We start from the raw sequence: 22,701 nt of genomic DNA, 5'->3' as shown, positions 1-22,701 counted from the left end.
GATTCGAGGTTGCTTAAGAAGAGGAAGTAATTTCACAGTTTGCTCAATTTGTTATCGATAACTTGGTTGGATAATTTACAGGCGCAGTGTATCTGTTTAATCGCGCCAATTTGACAGGAAGATGTGATTAATAAGGTTTCAAATTTCGTTTCGTGGAATACGGAATAAACAAGAGCCTGCGCGATTACACAGGCTCAAACTTAGACTCGGCTATAAACTTCGGTTCTCGCTTGAAGCTAGGTTCAGCGACTACATGCGAGCAAGCTGTACTTTTCTGTCTTTATTCACCACGCAGAAGTTGCCGCGCTTAGTGCGACACTTAGAGCATCGTTCGCATTCAACAGGGCTTCTATCCCCTTCCTTCCAACGCTTAACTAAATGCGGTTCAGAAAGCAGCGGTCTTGAAAGAGCGAAGTATTCAATACCTGTGTTGTTTGCAATCGCTTCGATAGCATCAAAATCCGTCAATCCACCCACAGTGATCACCGGAATATTAACGTCTTGGCTGATCGCGTGACCATACTCATGGAAGTAGCCTTCAGCTTGAATGGTAAAGCCATCGTGCGACTCGCCAATCATAGTGTCTGCTTTACCATGAATATTACCTGACAGGACAATGCCATCCACGCCCACTTGTTCAAGCTTTTTACAGACAATACGTGTTTCCTCAAAGGTGACACCACCTTCAAAAAACTCCGATGCAGTGAGTTTAACTAAGATAGGGAAATCATCACCCACCAGCTTACGCGTCGCGATATAGATCTCTAACAAGAATCTCATGCGGTTTTCTAAGTTACCGCCGTACTCATCTTCACGTTGGTTGTAGTAAGGGCTTAAGAACTGATTAATCAGGTAAGTGTGAGCAGCATGAATTTCAACGCCATCAAAACCTGATTTTTGTGCTCTCAATGACGCTTGAGCAAAGGCATCAACAATGTAATCAATTTCGTCTTTGGTCATCGCTTTACCCAGTGTTTGAGTCCCTTTTTCAGGAACTTCACTTGGTGCAAAGATCACTCGTTCGCCAAGATCATGCGTGGTCTTTGTGCCACCGTATGCCAATTGCATGACGATTTTAGAGTCGTTGTCATGAACCAATTGAGTGAGCTTTTGATACTCTGCAATGAATGAGTCGTTATACATACCAATCATGCCCGCATTTGGCTTTTCTTCTTCAACGATGTTCGCGTAACCCGTTACGATCAGGCCGACTTCACCTTGAGCCAACTCTTCATAGATAGCGTACAGTTTATCTGTCATATGCCCATCTTCGGTGGCCATATTTTCCCACGTTGCACTTCTCATGAAGCGGTTCTTCAATGTCATGCTGCAGATGCGTGTTTCTGTAAACAAAGTGCTCAAGTCTTATCCTCATTAAATCTTTATGATGTTTGGCCATTATAAAAGACAAAAGAGAACCACTTCTTTTTCACAAAGTGACTCTCTTTTGTCCATTACTGAATGGGCGTTGATTTATGCGGATAGTACAGAGAATAAGACGAGGAAAACTTAATCTAGATTAAGAGAGCAGTACTCTCACATTAGAAAAAGGAAGAAAGAGATAAAAAAGATTGGGAAATAGAATAAAAGAAAGTCGCTCAGTTTTAACAAGCGACTTTGTTCAATTTAATCCGGACTAAGTGAATGGTTCTTACGAGAGACGTCCACCTGCGGATTGCTAACAGCTATTTAAACTCATAGGTGTAAGACGCACCAACACTGTTATTTTCACCAAAATCGTCCTCAGCAAAAATAGTGAAGACGTTGAATGATTGAGCATCACTCAACTTGTAGCTAGCACCGACACCTGCCCAATACCCTGAATAATCGTCAGAACCCATTGAACCACCACCAAAGCCCATGATAGACCATTCATCGGTTATCGTTTTTAAGCCAAACGCTCCGATATAGCCACCATGTGTCGAGCTCGGCATCAATACATAATCAGAACCCACATTCTCACCATCGAATACGGCTACTTCACCATCGTTGTAGCTGTAACCAGCCATTGGGAAGATTTGCCAACCGAACGGCTCAATATCGAAATAGCTCAGTGGTATAAATGTGCCAATACTGTAGTTGTTCTTATAAGCATCGTTATCATATTCAGAACGGCTAAAGTTGAAATTCACGATACCCATCGGCAACAGCCATGAACCGCCTAATCGCCACTCTTCGCCGTCCGCATTGACACGAGCGTTGATCATTCGCGCTTCATCCAGCCCAATAGAGCCCGAAAACTTAAGCTCTTCGTTATAAGCAACGCCAGCTTTGGTTACAATCTTAGTCGGGTCGTCAGGGTGCTTCTCTTCAGCAAAAGCCCCCATCGACCCGAGCGTTGCCGCAGCAACAAATAATAGAGTACGTAATGTCATTAGAAGGTCGCACTAAGGCCAACAAAGTGGATACGGCCATCGAAAGAACCATTGAGCAAGTTGCGCCCTTTAGGTCCATCACGATTCATCTCAACCGAACCTAAGTCCGCGTATTCGTAGAACACATCGATCAAGATATCATCCCAATACGTTGAAGCACCTACCGAGTAGCGATACTGTTCGCCTACAGGGAGATCAACCCACTGCATTGAAGGATCGTCTTGTGGAGAGGTTTCGTAAGAGAAGCCCGCCTTTAAACGCCAGTCAGAGTTCAGCTGGTAGTCAGCACCAACAGCAAATTTCCAAACATCATCCCAGTCACGTTGTAGAGTTTGACTAATTGGGAAGTCCCCATTTTCGTTGGTACCTAGATCCAAAACAGTATTGTCCCATTGGCTCCAACGATGAAACTGGATGCTTGCCAATAAATCTAATTGAGAATTCAATGCATAGCTTGCACTGACATCAACGAGTTCAGGTACATCAATACCAGTATTCAATGAACGTTTACCGCCAGTAAAGACATTCACATCATTGTTAAATTCGTGCTCTAGTTTCGAGCGGTAACTCGCACCCAATTTTAACTTCTCTGTTGGAGTGTACATAACACCAAGGTTATAACCATAAGCCCAGTCAGTATCTTGCTTGGCTATAAAAAGAGAAGATGACTGTTGTAATGCAGCCCAACTCAATTGAATACCTGCGCCAACAGACCATTGGTCATTCAGCTTATAACTCAGTGATGGATTCACTTGCATTGCGGTCAGAGTAATTTCTTCTAGAAGGGCAGCACCTGCCCAATCGCTACCGTAATCAAGGCTTGAGCCACCAACAGCGCCAAGTGCGATACCAAGGTGCAGTTGGTCTGTTACTTGATGCGCGTGGAAAGCACCAAATGAAGGCAACACTGAATGGCCTTTACCATCACCGCTAGAGTCTTGGTTGTCTTGATATTTCATCTCAAGGTCAAACGCCATGGTATTGATAGTCGTTTTGCTTTCGCCCATGTGAGACATGGTTGCTGGGTTGGTCCACATCGCAGCAGCTGAACGAGAGTAAACACCGTCACCTGCGCCAGTTGTACCGGCATTGGCGACGACAGCTTCTTGTAAAAATAGACCACTTGCGAAAGCATTTAAACTTGTAAAAATTGCGGTGGCAGCTAGCGAGTAAGTAAAAGTTTTGTTCATCAGATTGCTCATTTAGCCTTAGACATTAAATTGATCTAAGGTTACCGCAAAGCCCTATAAACAATGGGAATACCCGTTATTACTTTACAAGCGCTATTTGAACCTTCTAGCGACGTATGGACGCGCCTTGTCTCGATGAATTTCACGTTGAGCAGCAATTGCTCTGTTCTTACCTACCCCTACCTTTATTTGATACCAAGTCTCGTAAAATAAGGCGAACCCAGGACTGGACCACCAAGTCTTGTTGTAGAGTTTCTTATTAGCAGCGACAACATCTGGCGACCGATTCGCGCACTCAAGTGCCAACGCATAGGCTTCAGCGTAAGGGTCTTCAGCGATTTTAGTCACCAATCCATATTCTTTCGCGGTTTCACAGTCGATCACTTTGGCCGTCATTGCCATTTCTAAGGTGTGATCTTTACGCATCAGCTCGCGAAATGCGATGGCGCCTCCCATGTCAGGAATCAGCCCCCACTTCGCTTCCAATATCGAGAAGTTCGCGTCTGGGCTAGCGATTCTAAAATCACCACCACTGGCTAATTGAAGCCCACCTCCCCAACAACGCCCGTGAATCGCAAAAATGACAGGGCAAGGGATCTCTCGCCAACCAATAGAAAAATACTGAGCCGCATTTGGCAACGTCGGCAACCATTTGAACAAAAGCTTCATCGCTCCAACTTTACTGTTCAATAACGATTTAACATCGAGCCCTGAACAAAAATCCGTACCATTACCTTTCACTATCACAGCGCGAATCTCGTTATTCTTTTTGAGTTCTCTGATCATATTATTGACGCCTTCAAACATCGCCATATCAATAGCGTTGAGCTTATCGGGTCTATTCAGCACAACGGTGGCAATTTGGTTTTCATCAATGGAACAAGTGATACGATCGAGGTTTGGCATGGTGGCTACCTTATAAGTGGTCAGACCTTTAGGTTATACATTTTATTAACATATGCCAAACTTGCACATTAAGAAGCGAGACCTGTGTTGCTTAACACCTCCCCCTTACACAAACGACATCAATAAAAAAGCAGTGATGGTTCGCTCCATTCACTGCTTTTCATTCGTAGCTTTTATTGCGAATCGCTTTGATTGCCAGTAGTTTTGAATACCAGTAGCTTTGATAATCAAGGGCTCTCTGTTTTGACAGAACCTATGTTCTTCGAGATTTCAGTAACAAGAAGATGAAATAACTGCCACCAATAATTGAAACTAACGTCCCTGCGGCAAGCTGCGCTGGGAACACCACCACTTGCCCTAACCAGTCTGCAAATAGCATCAATGCTGCACCAATCAAAAACGACAAGATGATCTGCTCTCGAACCAAACGAGCGCCCACCATTGCTGCGATATGCGGAGCTAACAAGCCGACAAACGCGACTGGTCCCATGGTGGTTGTCACGACCGAACATAAGATCGCAACAATACACAACAGTGCCACGTAGGCGATACTGATATTCAGCCCTCTGGCACTCGCGAACTGTCGGCCAGTCGCAATTAAGGTCACCCAACGGCTCAATAGCAAAGCAGCCCCGATAGAAGCCGTTATCACCATGGTCATAATCATTGCCGACTCAGGTTCAACACGATAGGTAGAGCCTGCCAACCAAGCCAATAAAGTGTATTTCCCCTCACCCACTCGCGTTAAAGAGAATTGCACCAAAGCTTCCAAAACTGCGGTTAATGAGATACCTGTGAGAATCAAGATCGAAGGTGCAAACTGATGCTTCTTGCCAAGGAATAGCAATAAACACAGTGCAATCGCGCTGCCTAAGAAAGCAATCCAAGGGCTCAATGAGTGAATCGAATAACCCATAAATAGGCTACTGAAAATCAACGCCAGAACAGCGCCCGCCGACACACCAAGAATGTCCGGGCTTGCAAGCGGATTGTAGACTAACCTTTGTAAAATCACGCCCGCCACCGCCAAACCGCCACCAGCGAATATCGCCGTTAATATTCTCGGCCAACGAATCGACCATTCAAATGCGTCTGGGATAACAAAATAGCCCATATCAGAAGAAGGCTGTGAGAGCGTACTCAACGCCAACAGCCCAAAAATCATTGTGCCTAACAAGAAGTAAGCCAAAGGTGAAATAAACTTTGGGCCTTTAGGCATCGAGAAAAACAGCTGATCTTGAGCCGATAATTGCTTTCTCGCAATTATGATCAACGCTGGAGCGCCAATCACCGCGGTTGCCGTTCCTGTTGGAATCATATCCAAAGACCATTGCGCCAAGAAAATCGCCAAGCTGTCGGTCACACAAAGCAGTAGCGCACCTAATACACAGCTTGCGACGAGTTCAGATTTGGCCTTTAGAAAACCTAAATGCCTCGCAATGTTCGGAGCTATCAAACCAATAAAGCTGATCACGCCCACTGAGGTAATCGACACTGAGACCAACCAAACGCCAATTGCCATTAGCACAAAGAATGTTGCGCCAATATTGAGCCCGCGTGCTGCTGCCCCTTCAGTGCCAATCGAAAGCAAAGTCAGGACTCTTGGCGCCAATAAGAAGATGGCAAAGATCGGAAGTAGCTTAGGCATCAGCCAAATTACTTGTTCCCAACCGTTCTGTCCTAGATCACCCGCTCCCCATACAAACAAGTTCTGGGCGTACTGGTCATTGAGCAAAATAATCGCAGTCGCAAATGCGCCTAACAGTAAGTTAACTGCCATGCCCGACAAAACAATTGGCAAGCCGCTCATGTTTTTGATTCCGACAATCGAAACAATCAGCCCCATCGCCAGCAGTGCACCGATCAGAGCGAACCAAACTGAATACTGAGCGACCAACATCGGCGCAACCACATTCAGAATAACCAAACCAAGCCACGCCCCTGACGACGTACCTAAAGTAAGCGGCGACATCATTCGGTTCTGCGTCAGTTGTTGAAACAGGCTACCTATGGTGCCGAGTGTTCCACCAACCAAAATCGCCATGACCAAGCGAGGCAAGTTGACATAGATTAACGCCATCAACTCGAATGAATCATCAACCATTGAGTTGAATGTCACGCTGTCACTGATCAGTGAAACTTGCTGGAGCAGCTCACCGATAGGGCCAAATTCAGATTGCCCTAACCATAAATGAACAAGGGAAGCGAAAAACAGCGCTGCCCCCATCACCAAACCACTGGATTTCATTACTGCTCCGCTAACGTCAACAGCGATTGCGCCATAGCTTCTGCGTTATACAAAATCGACATTGCACCACCGTAACTCCAACTTGCCGCTACTGGACTAAATTGACCGTTACGAACAAAAGGCATGCTCTTCCAAACCGGGGATCGGTCTAACTTTTCTTGATATGGAAAAGGTTCAAAGTAAAGCGCAATGCCCTTCTTTACGTTCTTAAGCTCTGTCATTCGTTTTTGACTGATGCCCCACTGACTCGCAGGAAGATCCATCGCATTTTCAAAACCTAACTGTTCAAGCGCATATTGCGGAATCGAATTATCGCCGTAGATAAACACCGATGTGGTACTCGCAAAACGGAAAGAAGTAACTTTTGGCTTGTCACCCGGATACGCTTTGTCTAACTCAGCTTTTAGAACAGCGATACGTTCATCCATCACTGCCAATTTGTTGTTCGCTTGTTCTTCATTGCCAAGCAATTTACCTATCTTCTTGAAGTTCTCTATAGCAGCCGCTGCATTGTTGTGTTGTTCACTGTACGTTTGGTAGTAAAGTACGGGCGCAATTTCCGAGAGTCGATCCTGAAGATCTTTCTGAGGCGAAGCGATAAGAATCACATCAGGGTTTAGCTTCTTCAAAGCAGAAAAATTAGGCTCAGTTCGAGTGCCAATGTCCGCCACGCCTTCTGGAATGGCAGGCTGAACAACCCAGTCGGTATAACCAGCAATATCAGGTACTGCTACTGGTGTTACACCGAGTTCAATCACTTGTTCGGCTATGTCCCAGTTCAGCGCCGCCACTCTAACAGGCTGAGCTTCAAGGGTTTTAACGCCCTCGCTGTCTTCAACTTGGTAATCGGCCATCGCATTAAACGATAAAGCGCTCGCTAATACGGATACCGCCAGCTTTATATGCAAGCTCTTTATTTTAGAAACATGGGAAGCGATTCGTTGTAAATTCATATTGTTGCCTACTCAATCTAAATTCTATATTTATTCAAACGACAAAAGCAGCCCAGTAATGGCTGCTTTAAATTGATAACCCTAACTTAGTTAGAATTCGTAATTAACATTAAATTCTACAGTTTGCTCTTGACCGTACCAGCAATAGCTCTCATTCCAACAAGTGTAATACTCTTCATTGAATATGTTATTTGCAACGACATTAGCTGTTGCGTTCTTAAGCGAGCTGTTAACCTCTCCTAAGTCATAACCTAGAGACAAATCAACTAAAGTATATGATGGTACTTGGCCTTTATTTTTGTCTGACGTATCGTTTAGAACAGTTTCTCCCACATAACGCACGCCACCGCCGACTCTAAGGCCACTCATTGTACCACTACGTACAAAGTAGTTAGCCCAAACATTTGCAGTATGATCTGGTACAAATACTGGTGTTTGTCCGATATTTGACGCATTTCTATCTTCCGTAATTTCCATATCGGTGTATGTGTAGTTCGCCAACACATCCAAGTTTTCAGTGACTTGTGCTCGTCCTTCCAACTCAATACCTTGTGAGCGAATCTCGCCAACTGAAGTCCATGGTGAAGCGCCATCAGGACGAACTCCAACATTTTTCTTATTCACTTGGAACAGAGCCATCGAACCTGAAATCATATTCTCATATGAGTCATACTTAAGACCAAACTCGACTTGTTCACCGGTTTCAGGATCTAAGTTATTACCGTTAGTATCTAACTTTACACTCGGTTCAAAACTGGTAGCAAAGTTAGCAAATGGAGATAAACCATTATCAAATTTGTACAAAGCGCCTAAGCGGTATGAGAAGTTTGTATCATCAGTATCCGTTTTGCTTGGTGCACCACCCAATACTGATACTTTTGTCGTTGTTTCGACTTTGTCAAAACGACCACCAGCAATGAACACCCAATTATCAATCAACATCTGATCTTGGAAATAGAATCCAAGCTGACTCACTTCAATGTCGTTATTTTGATAATACGTTTTTGTAAAATCATTCGGATTCAGCTTATTGTTATTTGGATTGTAAAGGTTGATGCTATCAACACCTGCGAAAGCGTCGTAGGCTACATCACCCTCTGTGTTTCGATAATCCACACCAAAAAGTAAATAGTGATCCAATGAGCCAGTCGACACTAAGCCCGATAGTTGGTTATCAACACTAATACCCGTAGAACTTTCATCGGTGCTATATGCCGAACGAGCTAATGAGCCAGTTGAAGCATCAAAATTGCCACTGCTAGTACTTTCTTGATAAAAGTCAGTTTTCATATAACGGAAATTCTGAAGAAATGCCCAATTTGAGTTGAAATCATGGTTAAACTTATAACCAGTAATAAAGAAATCACGTTTGATGGTGTTGTAATTAACATCCCCGGCAAATGTCGAAGGTGATACTTTTCCTGATTCAATCGCCGCTAATGGGAGTGTCACGTTCTGACCTAATGCAGGGTCATTCTGATAATAAAGATTGAAGTTAATAAAGGTTTTATCAGACACATACCAATCGATTGATGGCGCAATCACATAGCGCTCTTCCTCAACACCGTCTACTTGCGTATCTTTCTTACGACCCAGAGCAACCAAGCGATAAGCAACGTTGTCACTCAAAGCACCCGTTGTATCCATTGAAGCTTCAACTAAGTTATCTAAACCCGTTGCTAAGCCAATTTTCGTAGACTCTTCGAACTTAGGCGCTTTTGCAATGATATTAACCATGCCTCCTGGTGGCATTGATCCGTAAAGAACCGATGTTGGACCTTTAAATATTTCCAAACGCTCCATCGCAATAGGATCAATCTGAGGTTGTACGTTCCATCCAGGAAGGATTGGCAACATCATTCCGTCATAATAGTTATTCGTAGAGTCAAAACCGCGAATTTTAACCCAATCACTAAGAACCACTGCACCACCTTTATTCTCGGTTGATACACCTGGTGCATAGCGAAGAGCTTGCATTACAGACTTAACACCACGTTGTTCCATCTGTTCGCTTTCGATAACGTTAAGTGTTTGCGGCGTTTCTTCTGGTGCTAAAACGGTTTTCGTTGCTGTATTACGGTAGGCTTTACCCATAACAGTAATAGTTTCTACATTCGAATCTGCCGAAGTAGCGGTATCTTCCGCGAATGCTTGCGCTGAAAACGCAGTCAGCAACGCGACTGCCAATGATGAATACTTAAAACGAGTGTGAGTGGTCATGATTCCCTCGGTACCAATGCTTAATTGTAAATAGTAATAAATCTCATTTGCATTGTATGTATCTAGAGGTAGGATAATTAACAATTTGGTGCAAGTTCAAAAAGAACTTGGCCTATTTTGAGTAAAACTAGGTCAATTGCTGATTAAACACACAATTGATCTAGTAACATTTGACCTAGTAGCGTTTGACCTTGTAGCCTTTGACCTTGTAACACAAAGGCTTTTGAGAAGGGGGGAGAAAGTCGGAGAGCTGAAATATGACTACGATTTAATAATAGGAACCCAGTACTCCATTTCCGCATCAGAAGCATGAGCTTGATAACCAAATGGGTACATCTCAAGTTCATAACCATCAACGCCACGATAACCTGAATTTGGAAGCCAATTAAGCACAAACCAACTTAGAGTATGGGGTAGATGCTCTATAGGACCACGGTGCTTCACTACAGCATAGGTTTGCTTCGGAATCGTCAGCACCTCTAACTTATCAGAGATAATACTAGGCAGTTGCGGGATAGAGATCTCGTCATGAAGCTCAACGCCCGCCCAATAGTAAATATTGGTTCCGTCAAAACAAGACTGAGTCAGGTCAACAACGCCAATAAACTGGAGCATGTTGGCGTCAGGGATTTCAACCTCACCTTCTAAACGTGACCATAGCTGAGGGACTTTCTGCGCGAAGTCTTGCGTGAGTGAAAACAAGCCACTGATTTCTGATGTCATTCCTTTCACTAAGAAAGACTCTCTTTCATCAATGCGTACTTCCACAAAGCTTAACGCCCTATTTTCTGAATTACTCGCCGTTTCAGATACTTGTATCGGCTTTTTTAACCCTACTCTTTTGCCTGCTTTTCTATACTGACTTGGGCTTACCCCAAACATTTGCTTAAACGAACGGCTAAAGCTTATTTCTGAATTGAATCCGAGACCAAGCGCAATATCGATAACACGATCTTTTCCATCAAGCAGCTCTTCGGCAGCCTGACTTAACTTTAGCTCTCTCACATAGTTCGCCACGGTAAGCCCGGTTTCGGCTTGAAACACTCTTTGCAGCTGCCAACGAGACCAACAGCTTTGCGTCGCTAAATCTTCTAGCGATAACGCAGAGCTAAGATTCGCATGGATATAAGCCAGAACGCGGCTGATACGGTCAAATGCAGGTGTGTTCATATTCAAGCTTTCATCTTCTCTATTTTTGACTAGGGCGTGTTGGGTTCAACAATACTTTTATCACTTAAAGTGGCTTTTATCACTGAAAAAAGGACAGCCCATCCAAACTTTATAAATCTCAAAAACGTAAAAAGCACCGAGTAGATGCTCCATTTTGTATGGTTATCCTCGACTATGTTCGTTATGATAACGCAACTGATTCTCATTTATTGATTTAAGATGCTTCCCCAACTGCACAATATTATCACTCGTCGGAAAGCCCCGTCCCTACATCAAAAAATCTTCGCTTACTCAAAACAAGTGACCCCTTATTTAAGCGGAAGCTTTGGTGCACTTAATAACAAGAGCATTGCGGTAACAAATGAGAATAGCCATAAAGAGCTCAAACGAGTTTACGATGGTCTTTCGCAAAGCCACCCAGAAGCAGGCAAAGCGTATTGGTTAACACGAACCTGGGATCTCGTGTGTTGGCAGCCTATCTATGTGACTTTCATTTCTATCTATGGGCTTCATTCATTGCCCGACATCAAGAATATCGGTCAATTTAGATACAAAGAGTTCATTACTGGCTACCGCTTCTTTAATGGTGATCATCAACATGGCTCACCAGAAGAGCTGATTCCCGATGCTGGTGAAGCCATTCTTGCACTGACTGAGTTTTATCGAAGCCAGATCAGTGAATGGACACGTATTCGCCCAGGATTTACCAATCATTTATTGGCCGATCTATTGTTAGGCAGTTTGATAAAACTTCAGCAACACGAACCAAGCCTGACCAACGATTACATTACTGCGCAAGCTAAACTTTGGCTAGAAGCATGCCAGTTGTCTGAAAATCATTTAGACAGCCTTAAAGTGGATTCTAGTTCGGGGATGTTAAAACTGATCAGAATCAGCTGCTGCCTGGTTTATAAGTGCGATTCAAGAAAGTACTGTGATAATTGCCCTAGGCATCCAGACAACAAAAAAATCGCTTAGTCACGCCATTTATTAAAGTTCAATACGACGAGCCTTCTCCATTGAGCTTCGCTACTGACCTAATTACAGGACTGACATGTTTCAGCTTTCAAACATCAAAGTTATTCGTGATGAACGAACCATTCTCTCAATCGAAGACCTCGCGATTCCGACCAATGAACTGACAGTCGTTCTTGGCCATAATGGTTCGGGTAAATCTACACTCGTTAATTTGCTCTCTGGGCAGATGTCGCCGGATCACGGCAGCGTGGAACTAGACGGCACTTCCCTCTCTTCATTCAAAAGCAAAGATTTAGCGAAAAAAATTGCTTATTTACCGCAAAAGCTCCCCGCTTCTGCTGGCTTAACCGTAGAAGAGTTGGTTCGTTTAGGACGTTTCCCATGGAGAGGCGCGCTAGGCCGTTGGAATTCAGAAGATAAGTCGATTATCCAACAGGCGATGGAAAGAACCGGTGTCACTGAATTCTCGCAAGCCTTGGCGGATGATTTATCTGGAGGAGAACGTCAACGCGCGTGGGTATCGATGTTGTTGGCTCAACAATCACCAGTACTAATCCTTGATGAACCAACTTCGGCACTGGATGTGCATCATCAGTTTCAGCTTATGGGTTTACTGTCTGAACTCAACAAAACGGAAAATGTTGGGGTGATCGTCATTTTGCACGATTTGAACTTAGCACTGCGTTACGCGACACACATCGTTGCACTGAAAAAAGGTCAGATTGCTTTTGAAGGCAGTGCGGATAAGTTACTTGATGAACAAGCGCTATCAGCTTTGTATGAGTCTTCGATTCGACTGATCGATCATCCAGTTCCAGCTAAGACAGCAGCAAGCGAGAAGGTTGCAGTCGTCTGTGAATAGTTCGGGCATTTCAGCTTAAGTCTAAGCTCTAAGCTCTAAGCTCTAAGCTCTAAGCTCTAAGCATAAAGAAGGCCATTGAAGTCTCAGAACTTTAATGGCCTTTTCGTTTTTCACTCGCTAGCTAAATAATTAACTAATTAACTAGCTCAGCTGCGACTCTCTCGCTTCTTGACTACTGAAACCACGCAAAATATTAATCAGAGTAATAATAGTGAACAACATGATGACAAGCGATAAATGCCACGCTTCTCCTAGCCCTAATTGAACTAGCCCCATACTCACCATTGAAGACACCACCATCTGCCCGCCGCCAGACATCGCAGCAGCCGCGCCAGCGTTCTTCTTATAAGGCAACATCACCAACGCCTGAGCACAAGGCAATGCAATACCATTGCCAAGAATCATCAAGAACTGGCCAAGCATGAGATACAAAGGCTCAAGTGGGCAAAAGAAAAGCCACAACGCCGCAGAGATATGCAATACAGGGGTACATAACAGAGTTTTCTTGTTGCCCAACATGGGGCGAATACGGTTACATAAACTTGTTCCACCCAGCATGCCTAAAGCAGGAATCACCGCCCACATCGCGTATTCATCAGACGTCATACCAATCTGATTTTGCATAATAAATGGCATCACTGATACGGTAGTGATCATCAAACTAAAGTTAAGCCAGCCAATACTCGCAAAACTCATAAAATAGCGAGAAGTTAGCAACTCTTTGTATTGAGAAACCATTTTCTTTGCCGAAGGAATAGCGGAGATCTGAGTGACGGTTTCCTTAAACTTGAACGCCAAAACCACCCAAGCTAATGAGACATAGCCAAGTAGCGAGATGAACACCATGCTCCAGCCAAAATGGAAGTTAATAAAGCCGCCGATTACGGGCGCAATCAAAGGTGTAATAGACGCGACCATCGCAATGTAGGACATAGCTAAAGGTAAATCTGCCCCACTGAATCTATCCCGCGTGGAAGCACGAGCAAGTACAGCGCAACAACCCGTTCCTAAGCCTTGCAGAAAACGCCCCATCACCATGCTAGTAAATGAATGGCTAAAGAAGATGATCATTAATAGTCCCAGCATGGCGATTAATAATCCGCTCAGCAGTACTTTCTTGCGCCCTAGAGCATCGGAAATTGGACCATAAATAAACTGAGAAGGTCCAAAACCTAACAAATAGACACTCACCAGAAGCTGAGCTTGCTCTAGCGAAACATCAAAGTCTTTCGCGATCCAAGGTAATGATGGAAATACCAGCCCCATACTGAGTTGGCCGATGCTGATGACCAAACACGCAAGTAGGATCGATTTAAAGTCAAATCGACGACTCATGATGTAAAGTATCCAACATAACAGCTGTTTTGAGATCGGGTGGTTTGAGAATAGATAGCTTGGGTATCAACCTGACAACATACAGACAGAGAAAACAGCGAAGATGTTGCAAGGGTAGTATTCATTATGCTCCGAAGGAATCGAATAGAGAATGGCAGGCTAAACATACGTGAGCTTGCTTACTCATACAACACTGGTTGAACTAAATAAATGAATAGTCACTTTTCAGTAACCCAACCTTTGCACCTGTCGACCACAAGCTAAACTAATACCACGTCATGAAAACAAAGGACTCCCATGAACAATCATCATCGTATTCTTTCCTATGCTTTGGCACTCATCGCATCAAGTCCAATATCCTCTGCTTTTGCATGGCAAGTAGAGAAAATCACAGACGGCCTTGAGGTTCCATGGGGGCTCGCTTATGTCGATGACAGTACTATGCTTCTCACAGAAAAAGCAGGCGTCATTAAACAGGTTGATTTAAAGACGGGTGAGCAAAGCACACTGTTCAGGCTGCCCAATGTTTGGGCGAAAGGCCAAGGTGGTCTGTTGGATATCGCGCTCTCCCCTTTTGAAAACGAAAAGTTCTACGTCACTTACAGTAAAGACGTCGATGGTGAAGGAGTAACGTCACTGGCTTCTGCTAATTACAGCAATAATGAAGTTACCAATTGGACAGACGTGTTTGTATCTAAATCCAGAACGGACACCGGACGTCACTTTGGCAGCCGTATCACCTTTGATGATAGCCACCTGTATTTTTCAATCGGCGACCGTGGTGATCGAGACAACGGCCAAGGCACCATGACTCACGCCGGATCAATATTACGATTGAATGCTGATGGAAGCACACCAAGCGATAACCCGTTCTCGGATAACAGCAAGGTACTCAATGAGATTTGGAGCTATGGCCATCGTAATCCACAAGGCTTGTATTACGACTTCCCGACCCAGAAGCTGTGGTCGATTGAACACGGCCCGCGCGGTGGTGACGAAATCAACTTAATAAAAGCAGGTGCCAACTACGGGTGGCCTGTCACATCACACGGAAAAGAGTATTGGGGCCCAATTAGCGTAGGCGAGTCTGAAACTAAAGATGGCATTGAAGCGCCTAAAAAAGTCTACGTTCCTTCAATCGCTCCGGGGAGCTTGATTGTTTACCAAGGGGATAAATACCCAGAGTTAAAAGGAAAGCTGCTGGCTGGCGCACTTAAGCTTACCCACATCAATATTGTGACAGTCAATGGACAAGGTGATGCAATCAAGGAAGAACGTATTTTAGAAGATTTAGGCGAGAGGATAAGAGACATTGAAACTTCACCAAGCGGCGACATCTTTTTCAGTACCGATAATGGCAACCTGTATCGCTTGAAAAAGTAGTCAAAACCTCGTTCCAATAGAAACATGATACTTACCGTGAGATTTATAAATATAAGCCGTTAAAATTAGGTTCAGGCACCAATTAGCGGCTTAATAATTTGGAAAATAAATGTGCCAAAACAGTGCAATTACTCCAAATTCGTCATCAATTTCGACCACCTTTTTCACAAAAACTACAACAAATCACCATACAACTGTAACTCCATGATATTTAAGGAATGCAAAGTTTGACTACCCCCAAGTTTCTGCAACCTTTCACTATGGATTCGATTGACTATCCCCTAATTTGATTTAGACTTCATCTCGGCTAGAAAGAAAGTTCTTTGTATATAAACATTTCGTTGGATTACTAGTAACCCCGTTGTGTTGTACGCAATAGCAATAAACTTTTCCGCGCTATCAGTGCCACAATTGGCTCAAAATAAAAATTTAATTTTAGGATATCATCATGTCTAACACAGTTACTGGTAAAGTAAAATGGTTCAACGAAACTAAAGGCTTCGGCTTCATCGAGCAAGAAAACGGCCCAGACGTATTTGCACACTTCTCTGCAATCACAGGCGACGGTTTCAAAACTCTTGCTGAAGGCCAACAAGTTGAGTTCACTGTATCTCAAGGTCAAAAAGGCCCACAAGCTGACAGCATCAAAGTACTTTAATTTAGTATTTTAAAGCTTTCTAAAAATAGCCAGCCTCTGCTGGCTATTTTTTTACCCGCTATTCAGAGATTTAAGGTAACAAGGCGCCCTACTACCGATGAAATAGACCTGCTGAAAGAAGCACTAGAAGAACGCGAGCAACGCAGAGAAAACAAAATCCCCTACTCCGTGCTTCTAGACTTCAGCATCCTGAGCTGTATGAGAGTCAGCGAAGTGTGTGGTATACGGTGGGAAGACTTAAACGAAGAACTTAAAACAGTGATCGTACGTGACCGAAAAGACCCACGAAAGAAAGAAGGCAACCATATGGTAGTTCCTCTACTTGGTGAAGCATTCGATATTGTAATTAAGCAAGAGCGTAAGAGAGAGTTGATATTTCCTTATAACCCACGCTCAGTTGGCCGAGGCTTTGTTGAAGTGTGTCAGAAGGTTGGGATTGATAACCTACGCTATCATGACTTACGTCGTGAAGGTGCGAGTCGTTTGTTCGAGAAAGGCTTTACCATTGAGGAAGTTGCTCAGGTGACAGGACATCGAAATTTGAATACCTTGTGGCAGGTTTATACCCAGCTATTCCCACATAAATTACACGAACGTAAGATATGAAAAAAGCCGCTAAAAAGCGGCTTTTTATCATGAGTCGGTCGGAGCGGCGCCCGCAGCTTTATAATTGAATACAAATTCATTACAAGTTGCTGCAAGTCAATAATATAAGAAACCCGCTCTAGTGCCATCAAGTGTACATTGTTAGAATATGCAACATACCACCTTTCAACGCGGTGGAGAAACGACTCCCAAATCTAAATGTTTTACCGAGTCCATCCTAATCTTCATAAGAGCAACGTACAAAACAATGCAAACCAATACACATTCCACAGTACCAAATAAAGAACTAAGTGACCTACTCGCAGTTGAAAGGTACAAGTTTATTCAGGACAAAATAAAATTTTTAGACAATCAGCAACACTCAAATTTCACAACATTATTGAAAGTGATCATCGCGCTCTCTACATTCATCGTAGCCTCTTTAATCGCGGGCTCAGAATGTAAGATATCAAATGAAACTGTTTCTTTTGCAATATCTTCAACTGGGGTTGCCTTAACTATTACCTGTGTATATTTACTGGGATTAAGTATCGCTGTTCTATTTTCTTGGATAGATTACAGAAAAGAAGAAGTCGAGTTACTCAATAAAGTCAATTGTGACTTAAATCGTTCTGATCCGGACATTAAACCCTGCAAATTAATCCGATGGAATGAGTTCCACTTTATGGTTTTGCTAGTATTACTAACTATCATGGGTATTGTCACTTTCATTAACCCAAACTACCTAATGAATATATTAGACTCTGTAACTTGCCCTAAATAATAAAAATAGGCAGAGGTATAAGAATATACTCTGCCTATTTTATCAATTCTTAGCCTTCGACTGTAAATGTAAGGACAACCTTTCTCTCACCGAAATCGGCTTCTACTACACTATGTTCAGACAACACAAAAGTCTGTTTACATGAATTACACAGTCTATTTATTGCGTGTAAAAATGTTTCCCCACCAGGTAACTGAAATTCATTTTCAATTTCATTTATAAGAGTAGTTTCATCCGGCATATCATTTAAATACAATGATTTAAATCCATCCATCGTTGAATAACTATTACTTTCGCATACTAGTGGGTATAGCTTATTTACATCGACATGAAGGCTTGCTAGTGAGGACAAGGCGTCTTTTTGCTTCCAAGCTACTTCATATTTTTCGTCAAAGTTTTCTTCACATAACAATTCTATAGAAAATTTACCTTCCGTTTCAATTACCTTAATTACATCATTAAATGATAATATTTCTCGATTTATAACTAAAAGTGGTACGTCATCTGATTGTAACTTGTACCTTAAGAATAGGTTTTGTAAATATGTCGACTCCCCTAAATTCTTGCTTAAGCTAAATGCTTTATCTCGAATGCAAGTCAAAGATTCCATATAATTTGAGAATGATATATCTGATGCTCTATCTCTTGCAGCATTAGTGGTACTTGCTTCAAACACACCAAAAAATTCGTGATTGTTTGTGCGGTTTACATATATGCCTTTTTCATAAACAGGAAGCCTACTTGACTGGTTAGAGTGATACGGTGCAATAAAGCAACGCCCAACAACCTCACCATCTTTTACAATTTGAGTTAAAGTGTCCTTGAAATACTTTCCATGAGTAATCTCAGGAAATGCTATTTTCTCAAAAAAATCAAAAAATTCATCTGACGTGCATGTTTTCCACTTAGGCAAACTGACAGACTCTTTGAAGCTAGATCCACATTGAAACTCTACTTCGATTGGTAAAGGTCCACATAAATTCTTAAGTTTTCTTACTATAAACTTCGAGTCACCTTTCAGATAGTCCAGAGCTTTCTCATTCAAGATGAGTTCTATTTTAGTATTCCACCTTGTCGAACGTTCATCTTTAAAAGCTGAACGCAAAATAGGTCTAGAATGCATTCCATCAGAAAAATCTAGAGTCCGAGCTGAGCTGACTCCATCATCAAACTTCCTAGAGCTAACCCTGATATCATTAGACCACATGAATATAGAAAAAAATCCTATTCCGTATCTACCTCTAAATTTATTAGTATGTTTTTGTAAACCAGGAAACTCACTCCTTGCTGCCTTTGACTTCCAAAACGACATGCCAAAATCTAACAAAACTTTTGTTAGTATCCTTTCAGACATACCAACTCCATTATCAGTAATTTCTAGAACATGCCCCTTGCCTTCCACCTCCATTAGTTTTATCACAATTTTCCCATCACCAACGTCGAAGTCCTCATCTAAGACAGCCCTTGCTTCAATAGCATCTGCAGAATTTTGAATCATTTCTCGAATAGGGGTTAACGGGAAATCGTATAAGTCAGTACCACCCAGCGTCAAAGCCAGCGATGGAACATCAGATACTTGAAGGTTTAGTGGAATCGGTGTCCAGTCCTTAACTTGTATGTGTTGCGCTAGTGCACCTGGAGAACCTGAACCAACAACCCCTTGAGCTTCAAAACGCTGAATTGATAAACGTTCTTGTATATCAGAAGCATTTCTAAGCTCTAAATCCACCATTTGAATTGTGTCGAAACACAAATTCCATGCACTTGCTTCTTCAATAGTAAACGGAGACTTTGAAGTATATTGAATCTTTCGACTTACTAACGTGGGTTGGGCTAATTTACTTTGAAACTTCCAGTGAATCGCAGATTCTTCATTAATAGTTCTAAGAGCTGAAGTAAATGTTGGAGCTCTTCGATCATCTAAATGCATCGCATCAATGCACCTTAAAATCAATGCCAACTTTATCTCGTTTACATTCCAATCGGCAGGAAAACCTGTAAATGCACCTTTACAATGAGATAACTCAGAAACCGCTTTATCGACATCCCAATGATGACTATGGGCGACTCTCCCGATTGAGTGGGCATAATGTTCTCTAAGTTCAGAATCATCAATTAAATAGAACGCCCCGTCACTAACTTTAGAATCCCATTTTTGGGTTGCTAATGTCTCAGCGTTTTCTGCATGTTTTAACCTTAAAGTATCACTGATGGCATAACCTTGCGCTGCAATCAAATACCCATCGTCTTCTTTCGCAAGATGTGAGTTATCTTCAAAGTATGCGTATGCATCTATGTATTCAGCAGTTTCTTTTAGCTCATTAACACCATTCGGATAAATGCTTATCGTCATTGCAGAATCATGTAAAAGAATGGCTCCTCCTAAAACATAGGCCTCTGCTGGATTTAACCGGTAGTCTCCACCCGTCAATATGTCCAACATATCCCATAGCGCGTCCATATGTGTTAAGTCATGTACGGTAAGCCCAGGTACATCTTTGGGAGTTCCATCAATCAATACTCCTACACGTTCTCTGAAATTAGCAAGACTTTCAGTTAAGCGATTGCGATATTGATCATTACCATCATCTTTACAAGTGAAGGTTGCTTTGAAAATTTTAGAATCTGAATACATTATTACGGAATCTCTACTAAAAACTTTTTTATCAATAAAAAAGGCGACCCTGAGGTCGCCTTCGCTTTTCTAAATCACCGCCTTCATGACGGTGGTAACAACTTTCCCGATTACCGCGAACTCGTCGAGTTTCTCCTCATTCACGATAAACGAATCATATTCTTCTTTGTTGTCTGAGATGACGTTATAGCCCTCAGCCATGATGTCGTACTTCAGGCGTTTTATGTAAACGTGCTTACCAATGCGAACAACATAGACACCATGCTTTACTGGGTGGTCGAGCTCTCGGGTATCGACTAATACTTCATCGCCGTCGCTCAAAGTGTCTTCCATTGAGTCGCCGTGGCAAATGATGATACGAGCATCTTCTTCTGTCAGGCCGAAACGTTTTAGCCATAAGCATGGTAGGAATTCAGTTCTGAGTTGATACTCAGCATCGTTTTGAGCTCCAAATCCACAAGAGGCATAGACGTTGTACACAGGTACAGCACACATATCGCCTATTTGAGAAGCCGCTTTCACAGACTTAACATTCGAAATCTCTGTGACATCGTCACCGATGACGTGATGAGATTCACTTAACCAATTGTTTCTCATGGTTTTATCATTCCAACAGAAAATGGATTTAGCAATAGCCTGTCTCCACAAACTCACAACCCAGTCTCCTTAAAGAGACTAAAGCGCACATTAAAGCGTATTACCCTAGTAACGAAGTCATCGCATAACAAACTATAGCCGCAGTTTAAGATCGGTATTGTATATGACTACCTGCGATAAACTGCAAACCGCTAAGAACTATAACACGCCATTACTGTGGTGGATATGATGCTAAGCCTTTGAATATTAGACATGTGTTAGACGCTGCATTTAATTTTCAATATTTTAGCTCTCTAAGCAATATTTGAGAATTAAGCTCACAGCAATCACAGCCAGAATAAATGCCGCTAAAGTCACACTGAGCACTGTTTCGATTCGTAAAAAACAGAAGCGAACAGAGTGGTAAACATCTTTCTAAAAATAGCCAGCCTCTGCTGGCTATTTTTTTACACGCTATTCAGAGATTTAAGGTAACATCCCCTCACTATTTCTATCTAAGACACCCTATCAATGGCTCTCAAACCCACAATCTATAAGTTTCACTAAAATACACCACTCCCCGCCCTACCTAGCAATAGCCACATACACCTTTACTTTCAAATACTTAACACAAATAACAACCTAGAAGAACTTTAATAAACTGCTATAATCTCTGAACCTTGGTACACCTTTTGTACCCCTCAAATCACCCTTTTGGTACACCTCAGAGGCACACGTTCATGGCATCTTATAGTATTGAAAAGCGAACTCTAGCAAGTGGCGAATCTCGCTACAAAGCCACAGTTACCGTGAAACATCGAAGCAAAATTGCTCAACGTTTTTCCAAAACTCATAAGAAGAAAACGCTCGCTACTGCCTGGGCTAAAAATGAAGTCCGAAAGATAGAAGAAGGTGAAACCCAAGATCGTTCTGTACCCATTGGCCAGCTGCTAGACATGTACATAGAGAACAAAAACCTCTGGGACAATACAGGCCGATCGAAACAAACCGTATTAAAAATGCTGCGTGATTGCGACATAGCAAAAATCTATTCCGATGAGCTAACCACTAAAGACTTAATTGAGCACTGCCAAAATAGGTGCAGTACGGGAACCAAACCCTCTACCGTCTATTCCGACATCTATTTTTTACGTTCGGTATTCAAACGAGCTAACCCTGTCTTCAACGTTGCCGCGAACGTGAACACATTCTTAGAAGCAACACCCATTCTGTATGAAATGAAGCTCATCGGTAAATCAGAGAAACGAACAAGACGCCCTACTACCGATGAAATAGACCTGTTAAAAGAAGCACTAGAAGAACGCGAGCAACGCAGAGAAAACAAAATCCCCTACTCCGAGCTTCTAGACTTCAGCATCCTGAGCTGTATGAGAGTCAGCGAAGTATGTGGTATTCGGTGGGAAGACTTAAACGAAGAACTTAGAACAGTGATCGTACGTGACCGAAAAGACCCTCGTAAGAAAGAAGGCAACCATATGGTCGTTCCTCTACTTGGTGAAGCATTCGATATTGTGATGAGGCAAGAGCGTAAAGGTGAGTTGATATTCCCTTACAACCCACGCTCAGTTGGCCGAGGCTTTGTTGAAGTGTGCCAGAAGGTTGGAATTGATAACCTGCGCTATCATGACCTACGCCGTGAAGGTGCAAGCCGCTTGTTCGAGAAAGGTTTTACGATTGAGGAAGTTGCTCAAGTAACTGGTCATAGGAACCTAAACACCTTGTGGCAGGTTTATACCCAGTTGTTCCCGCATAAATTGCATGAACGTAAAATATAAAAGCGATTAATGGTTCTTTGCTATACAATCGAGTGAGTATTACTTGG

At 42.7% G+C, this 22,701-nt stretch carries 17 protein-coding genes and 1 pseudogene; 7 read left to right on the top strand and 11 right to left on the bottom strand.

Translation table 11 applies throughout. The features are described from left to right. Positions 1–249: 249 nt before the first annotated feature. The 8 genes from AB4513_RS21195 to AB4513_RS21160 form a co-directional block, all read right to left on the bottom strand. The gene (locus AB4513_RS21195) at positions 250–1,362 is read right to left on the bottom strand and encodes an NADH:flavin oxidoreductase (RefSeq protein ID WP_032555063.1); all 1,113 of its coding nucleotides are present in this window, start codon (positions 1,360–1,362) and stop codon (positions 250–252) included. Between the two features lie 323 nt (positions 1,363–1,685). Continuing rightward, positions 1,686–2,375 carry a hypothetical protein gene (locus AB4513_RS21190; RefSeq protein ID WP_009845534.1) on the bottom strand — a complete coding sequence of 230 codons (690 nt, stop codon included), beginning with the start codon at positions 2,373–2,375 and terminating at the stop codon, positions 1,686–1,688. After that, entirely contained in the window at positions 2,375–3,565 is a 1,191-nt protein-coding gene (locus AB4513_RS21185) for an OmpP1/FadL family transporter (protein ID WP_009845535.1), read from the bottom strand. The genes AB4513_RS21190 and AB4513_RS21185 overlap by 1 nt, the downstream gene beginning before the upstream one ends. A 93-nt stretch (positions 3,566–3,658) precedes the next feature. Further along, the gene (locus tag AB4513_RS21180; protein WP_102258131.1) at positions 3,659–4,471 is read right to left on the bottom strand and encodes a crotonase/enoyl-CoA hydratase family protein; all 813 of its coding nucleotides are present in this window, start codon (positions 4,469–4,471) and stop codon (positions 3,659–3,661) included. Positions 4,472–4,724: 253 nt separating this feature from the next. Further along, positions 4,725–6,719, bottom strand: a complete 1,995-nt coding sequence (gene fhuB, locus AB4513_RS21175; protein WP_009845537.1) for a Fe(3+)-hydroxamate ABC transporter permease FhuB — start codon at positions 6,717–6,719, stop codon at positions 4,725–4,727. Further along, positions 6,719–7,672 carry an iron-siderophore ABC transporter substrate-binding protein gene (locus AB4513_RS21170; protein ID WP_032555065.1) on the bottom strand — a complete coding sequence of 318 codons (954 nt, stop codon included), beginning with the start codon at positions 7,670–7,672 and terminating at the stop codon, positions 6,719–6,721. The genes fhuB and AB4513_RS21170 overlap by 1 nt, the downstream gene beginning before the upstream one ends. Positions 7,673–7,762: 90 nt before the next feature. Beyond that, positions 7,763–9,892, bottom strand: coding sequence for a TonB-dependent siderophore receptor (locus AB4513_RS21165; RefSeq protein WP_009845539.1), 2,130 nt, complete (start codon positions 9,890–9,892; stop codon positions 7,763–7,765). A 261-nt stretch (positions 9,893–10,153) separates the two neighbouring features. Beyond that, positions 10,154–11,062, bottom strand: a complete 909-nt coding sequence (locus tag AB4513_RS21160) for an AraC family transcriptional regulator (protein WP_009845540.1) — start codon at positions 11,060–11,062, stop codon at positions 10,154–10,156. A 219-nt stretch (positions 11,063–11,281) separates the two neighbouring features. Between AB4513_RS21160 and AB4513_RS21155 the strand changes: the two genes are divergently transcribed. Continuing rightward, complete coding sequence (locus AB4513_RS21155) at positions 11,282–12,040, top strand: siderophore ferric iron reductase (RefSeq protein WP_009845541.1); 759 nt, start codon at positions 11,282–11,284, stop codon at positions 12,038–12,040. 76 nt (positions 12,041–12,116) lie between these two features. Further along, a complete protein-coding gene (locus AB4513_RS21150; RefSeq protein ID WP_009845542.1) occupies positions 12,117–12,902 on the top strand; it encodes an ABC transporter ATP-binding protein in 786 nt (261 codons plus the stop codon). 141 nt (positions 12,903–13,043) lie between these two features. Here AB4513_RS21150 and AB4513_RS21145 read toward each other — a convergent pair whose 3' ends face one another. After that, positions 13,044–14,237 (bottom strand): multidrug effflux MFS transporter, encoded by a 1,194-nt coding sequence (locus AB4513_RS21145; protein ID WP_009845543.1) that lies wholly within the window; start codon positions 14,235–14,237, stop codon positions 13,044–13,046. A gap of 297 nt (positions 14,238–14,534) precedes the next feature. On the opposite strand from AB4513_RS21145, the gene AB4513_RS21140 reads away from it, so the two are divergent. The 4 genes and pseudogenes from AB4513_RS21140 (at position 14,535) to AB4513_RS21125 (ending at position 17,647) form a co-directional block, all read left to right on the top strand. Continuing rightward, the gene (locus AB4513_RS21140; RefSeq protein WP_009845544.1) at positions 14,535–15,620 is read left to right on the top strand and encodes a PQQ-dependent sugar dehydrogenase; all 1,086 of its coding nucleotides are present in this window, start codon (positions 14,535–14,537) and stop codon (positions 15,618–15,620) included. A gap of 448 nt (positions 15,621–16,068) precedes the next feature. Next, positions 16,069–16,278, top strand: a complete 210-nt coding sequence (locus AB4513_RS21135) for a cold-shock protein (RefSeq protein WP_004731543.1) — start codon at positions 16,069–16,071, stop codon at positions 16,276–16,278. A gap of 72 nt (positions 16,279–16,350) precedes the next feature. After that, positions 16,351–16,884, top strand: a pseudogene (locus AB4513_RS21130) (site-specific integrase); the annotation flags it as partial. Positions 16,885–17,131: 247 nt separating this feature from the next. Next, complete coding sequence (locus AB4513_RS21125; RefSeq protein WP_102258130.1) at positions 17,132–17,647, top strand: hypothetical protein; 516 nt, start codon at positions 17,132–17,134, stop codon at positions 17,645–17,647. A 49-nt stretch (positions 17,648–17,696) separates the two neighbouring features. On the opposite strand, the gene AB4513_RS21120 is transcribed toward AB4513_RS21125, so the two are convergent. After that, positions 17,697–20,282: an ATP-binding protein gene (locus AB4513_RS21120; protein ID WP_102258129.1), complete on the bottom strand. Its 2,586-nt coding sequence runs from the start codon at positions 20,280–20,282 to the stop codon at positions 17,697–17,699. 69 nt (positions 20,283–20,351) lie between these two features. Next, on the bottom strand, positions 20,352–20,936 hold the full coding sequence (locus AB4513_RS21115; RefSeq protein ID WP_240798312.1) for a S24 family peptidase: 585 nt from the start codon (positions 20,934–20,936) through the stop codon (positions 20,352–20,354). A gap of 662 nt (positions 20,937–21,598) precedes the next feature. Here AB4513_RS21115 and AB4513_RS21110 point away from each other — a divergent pair. Further along, a complete protein-coding gene (locus AB4513_RS21110; RefSeq protein ID WP_102258127.1) occupies positions 21,599–22,654 on the top strand; it encodes a site-specific integrase in 1,056 nt (351 codons plus the stop codon). Positions 22,655–22,701 lie beyond the last annotated feature (47 nt).

Source organism: Vibrio sp. 10N.222.54.E6 (assembly GCF_041473955.1).
GTDB classification, from domain to species: domain Bacteria; phylum Pseudomonadota; class Gammaproteobacteria; order Enterobacterales; family Vibrionaceae; genus Vibrio; species Vibrio tasmaniensis_A.
Note: the sequence above shows the minus strand (reverse complement) of the source record. Positions and strands in the feature narration are given on the sequence as shown.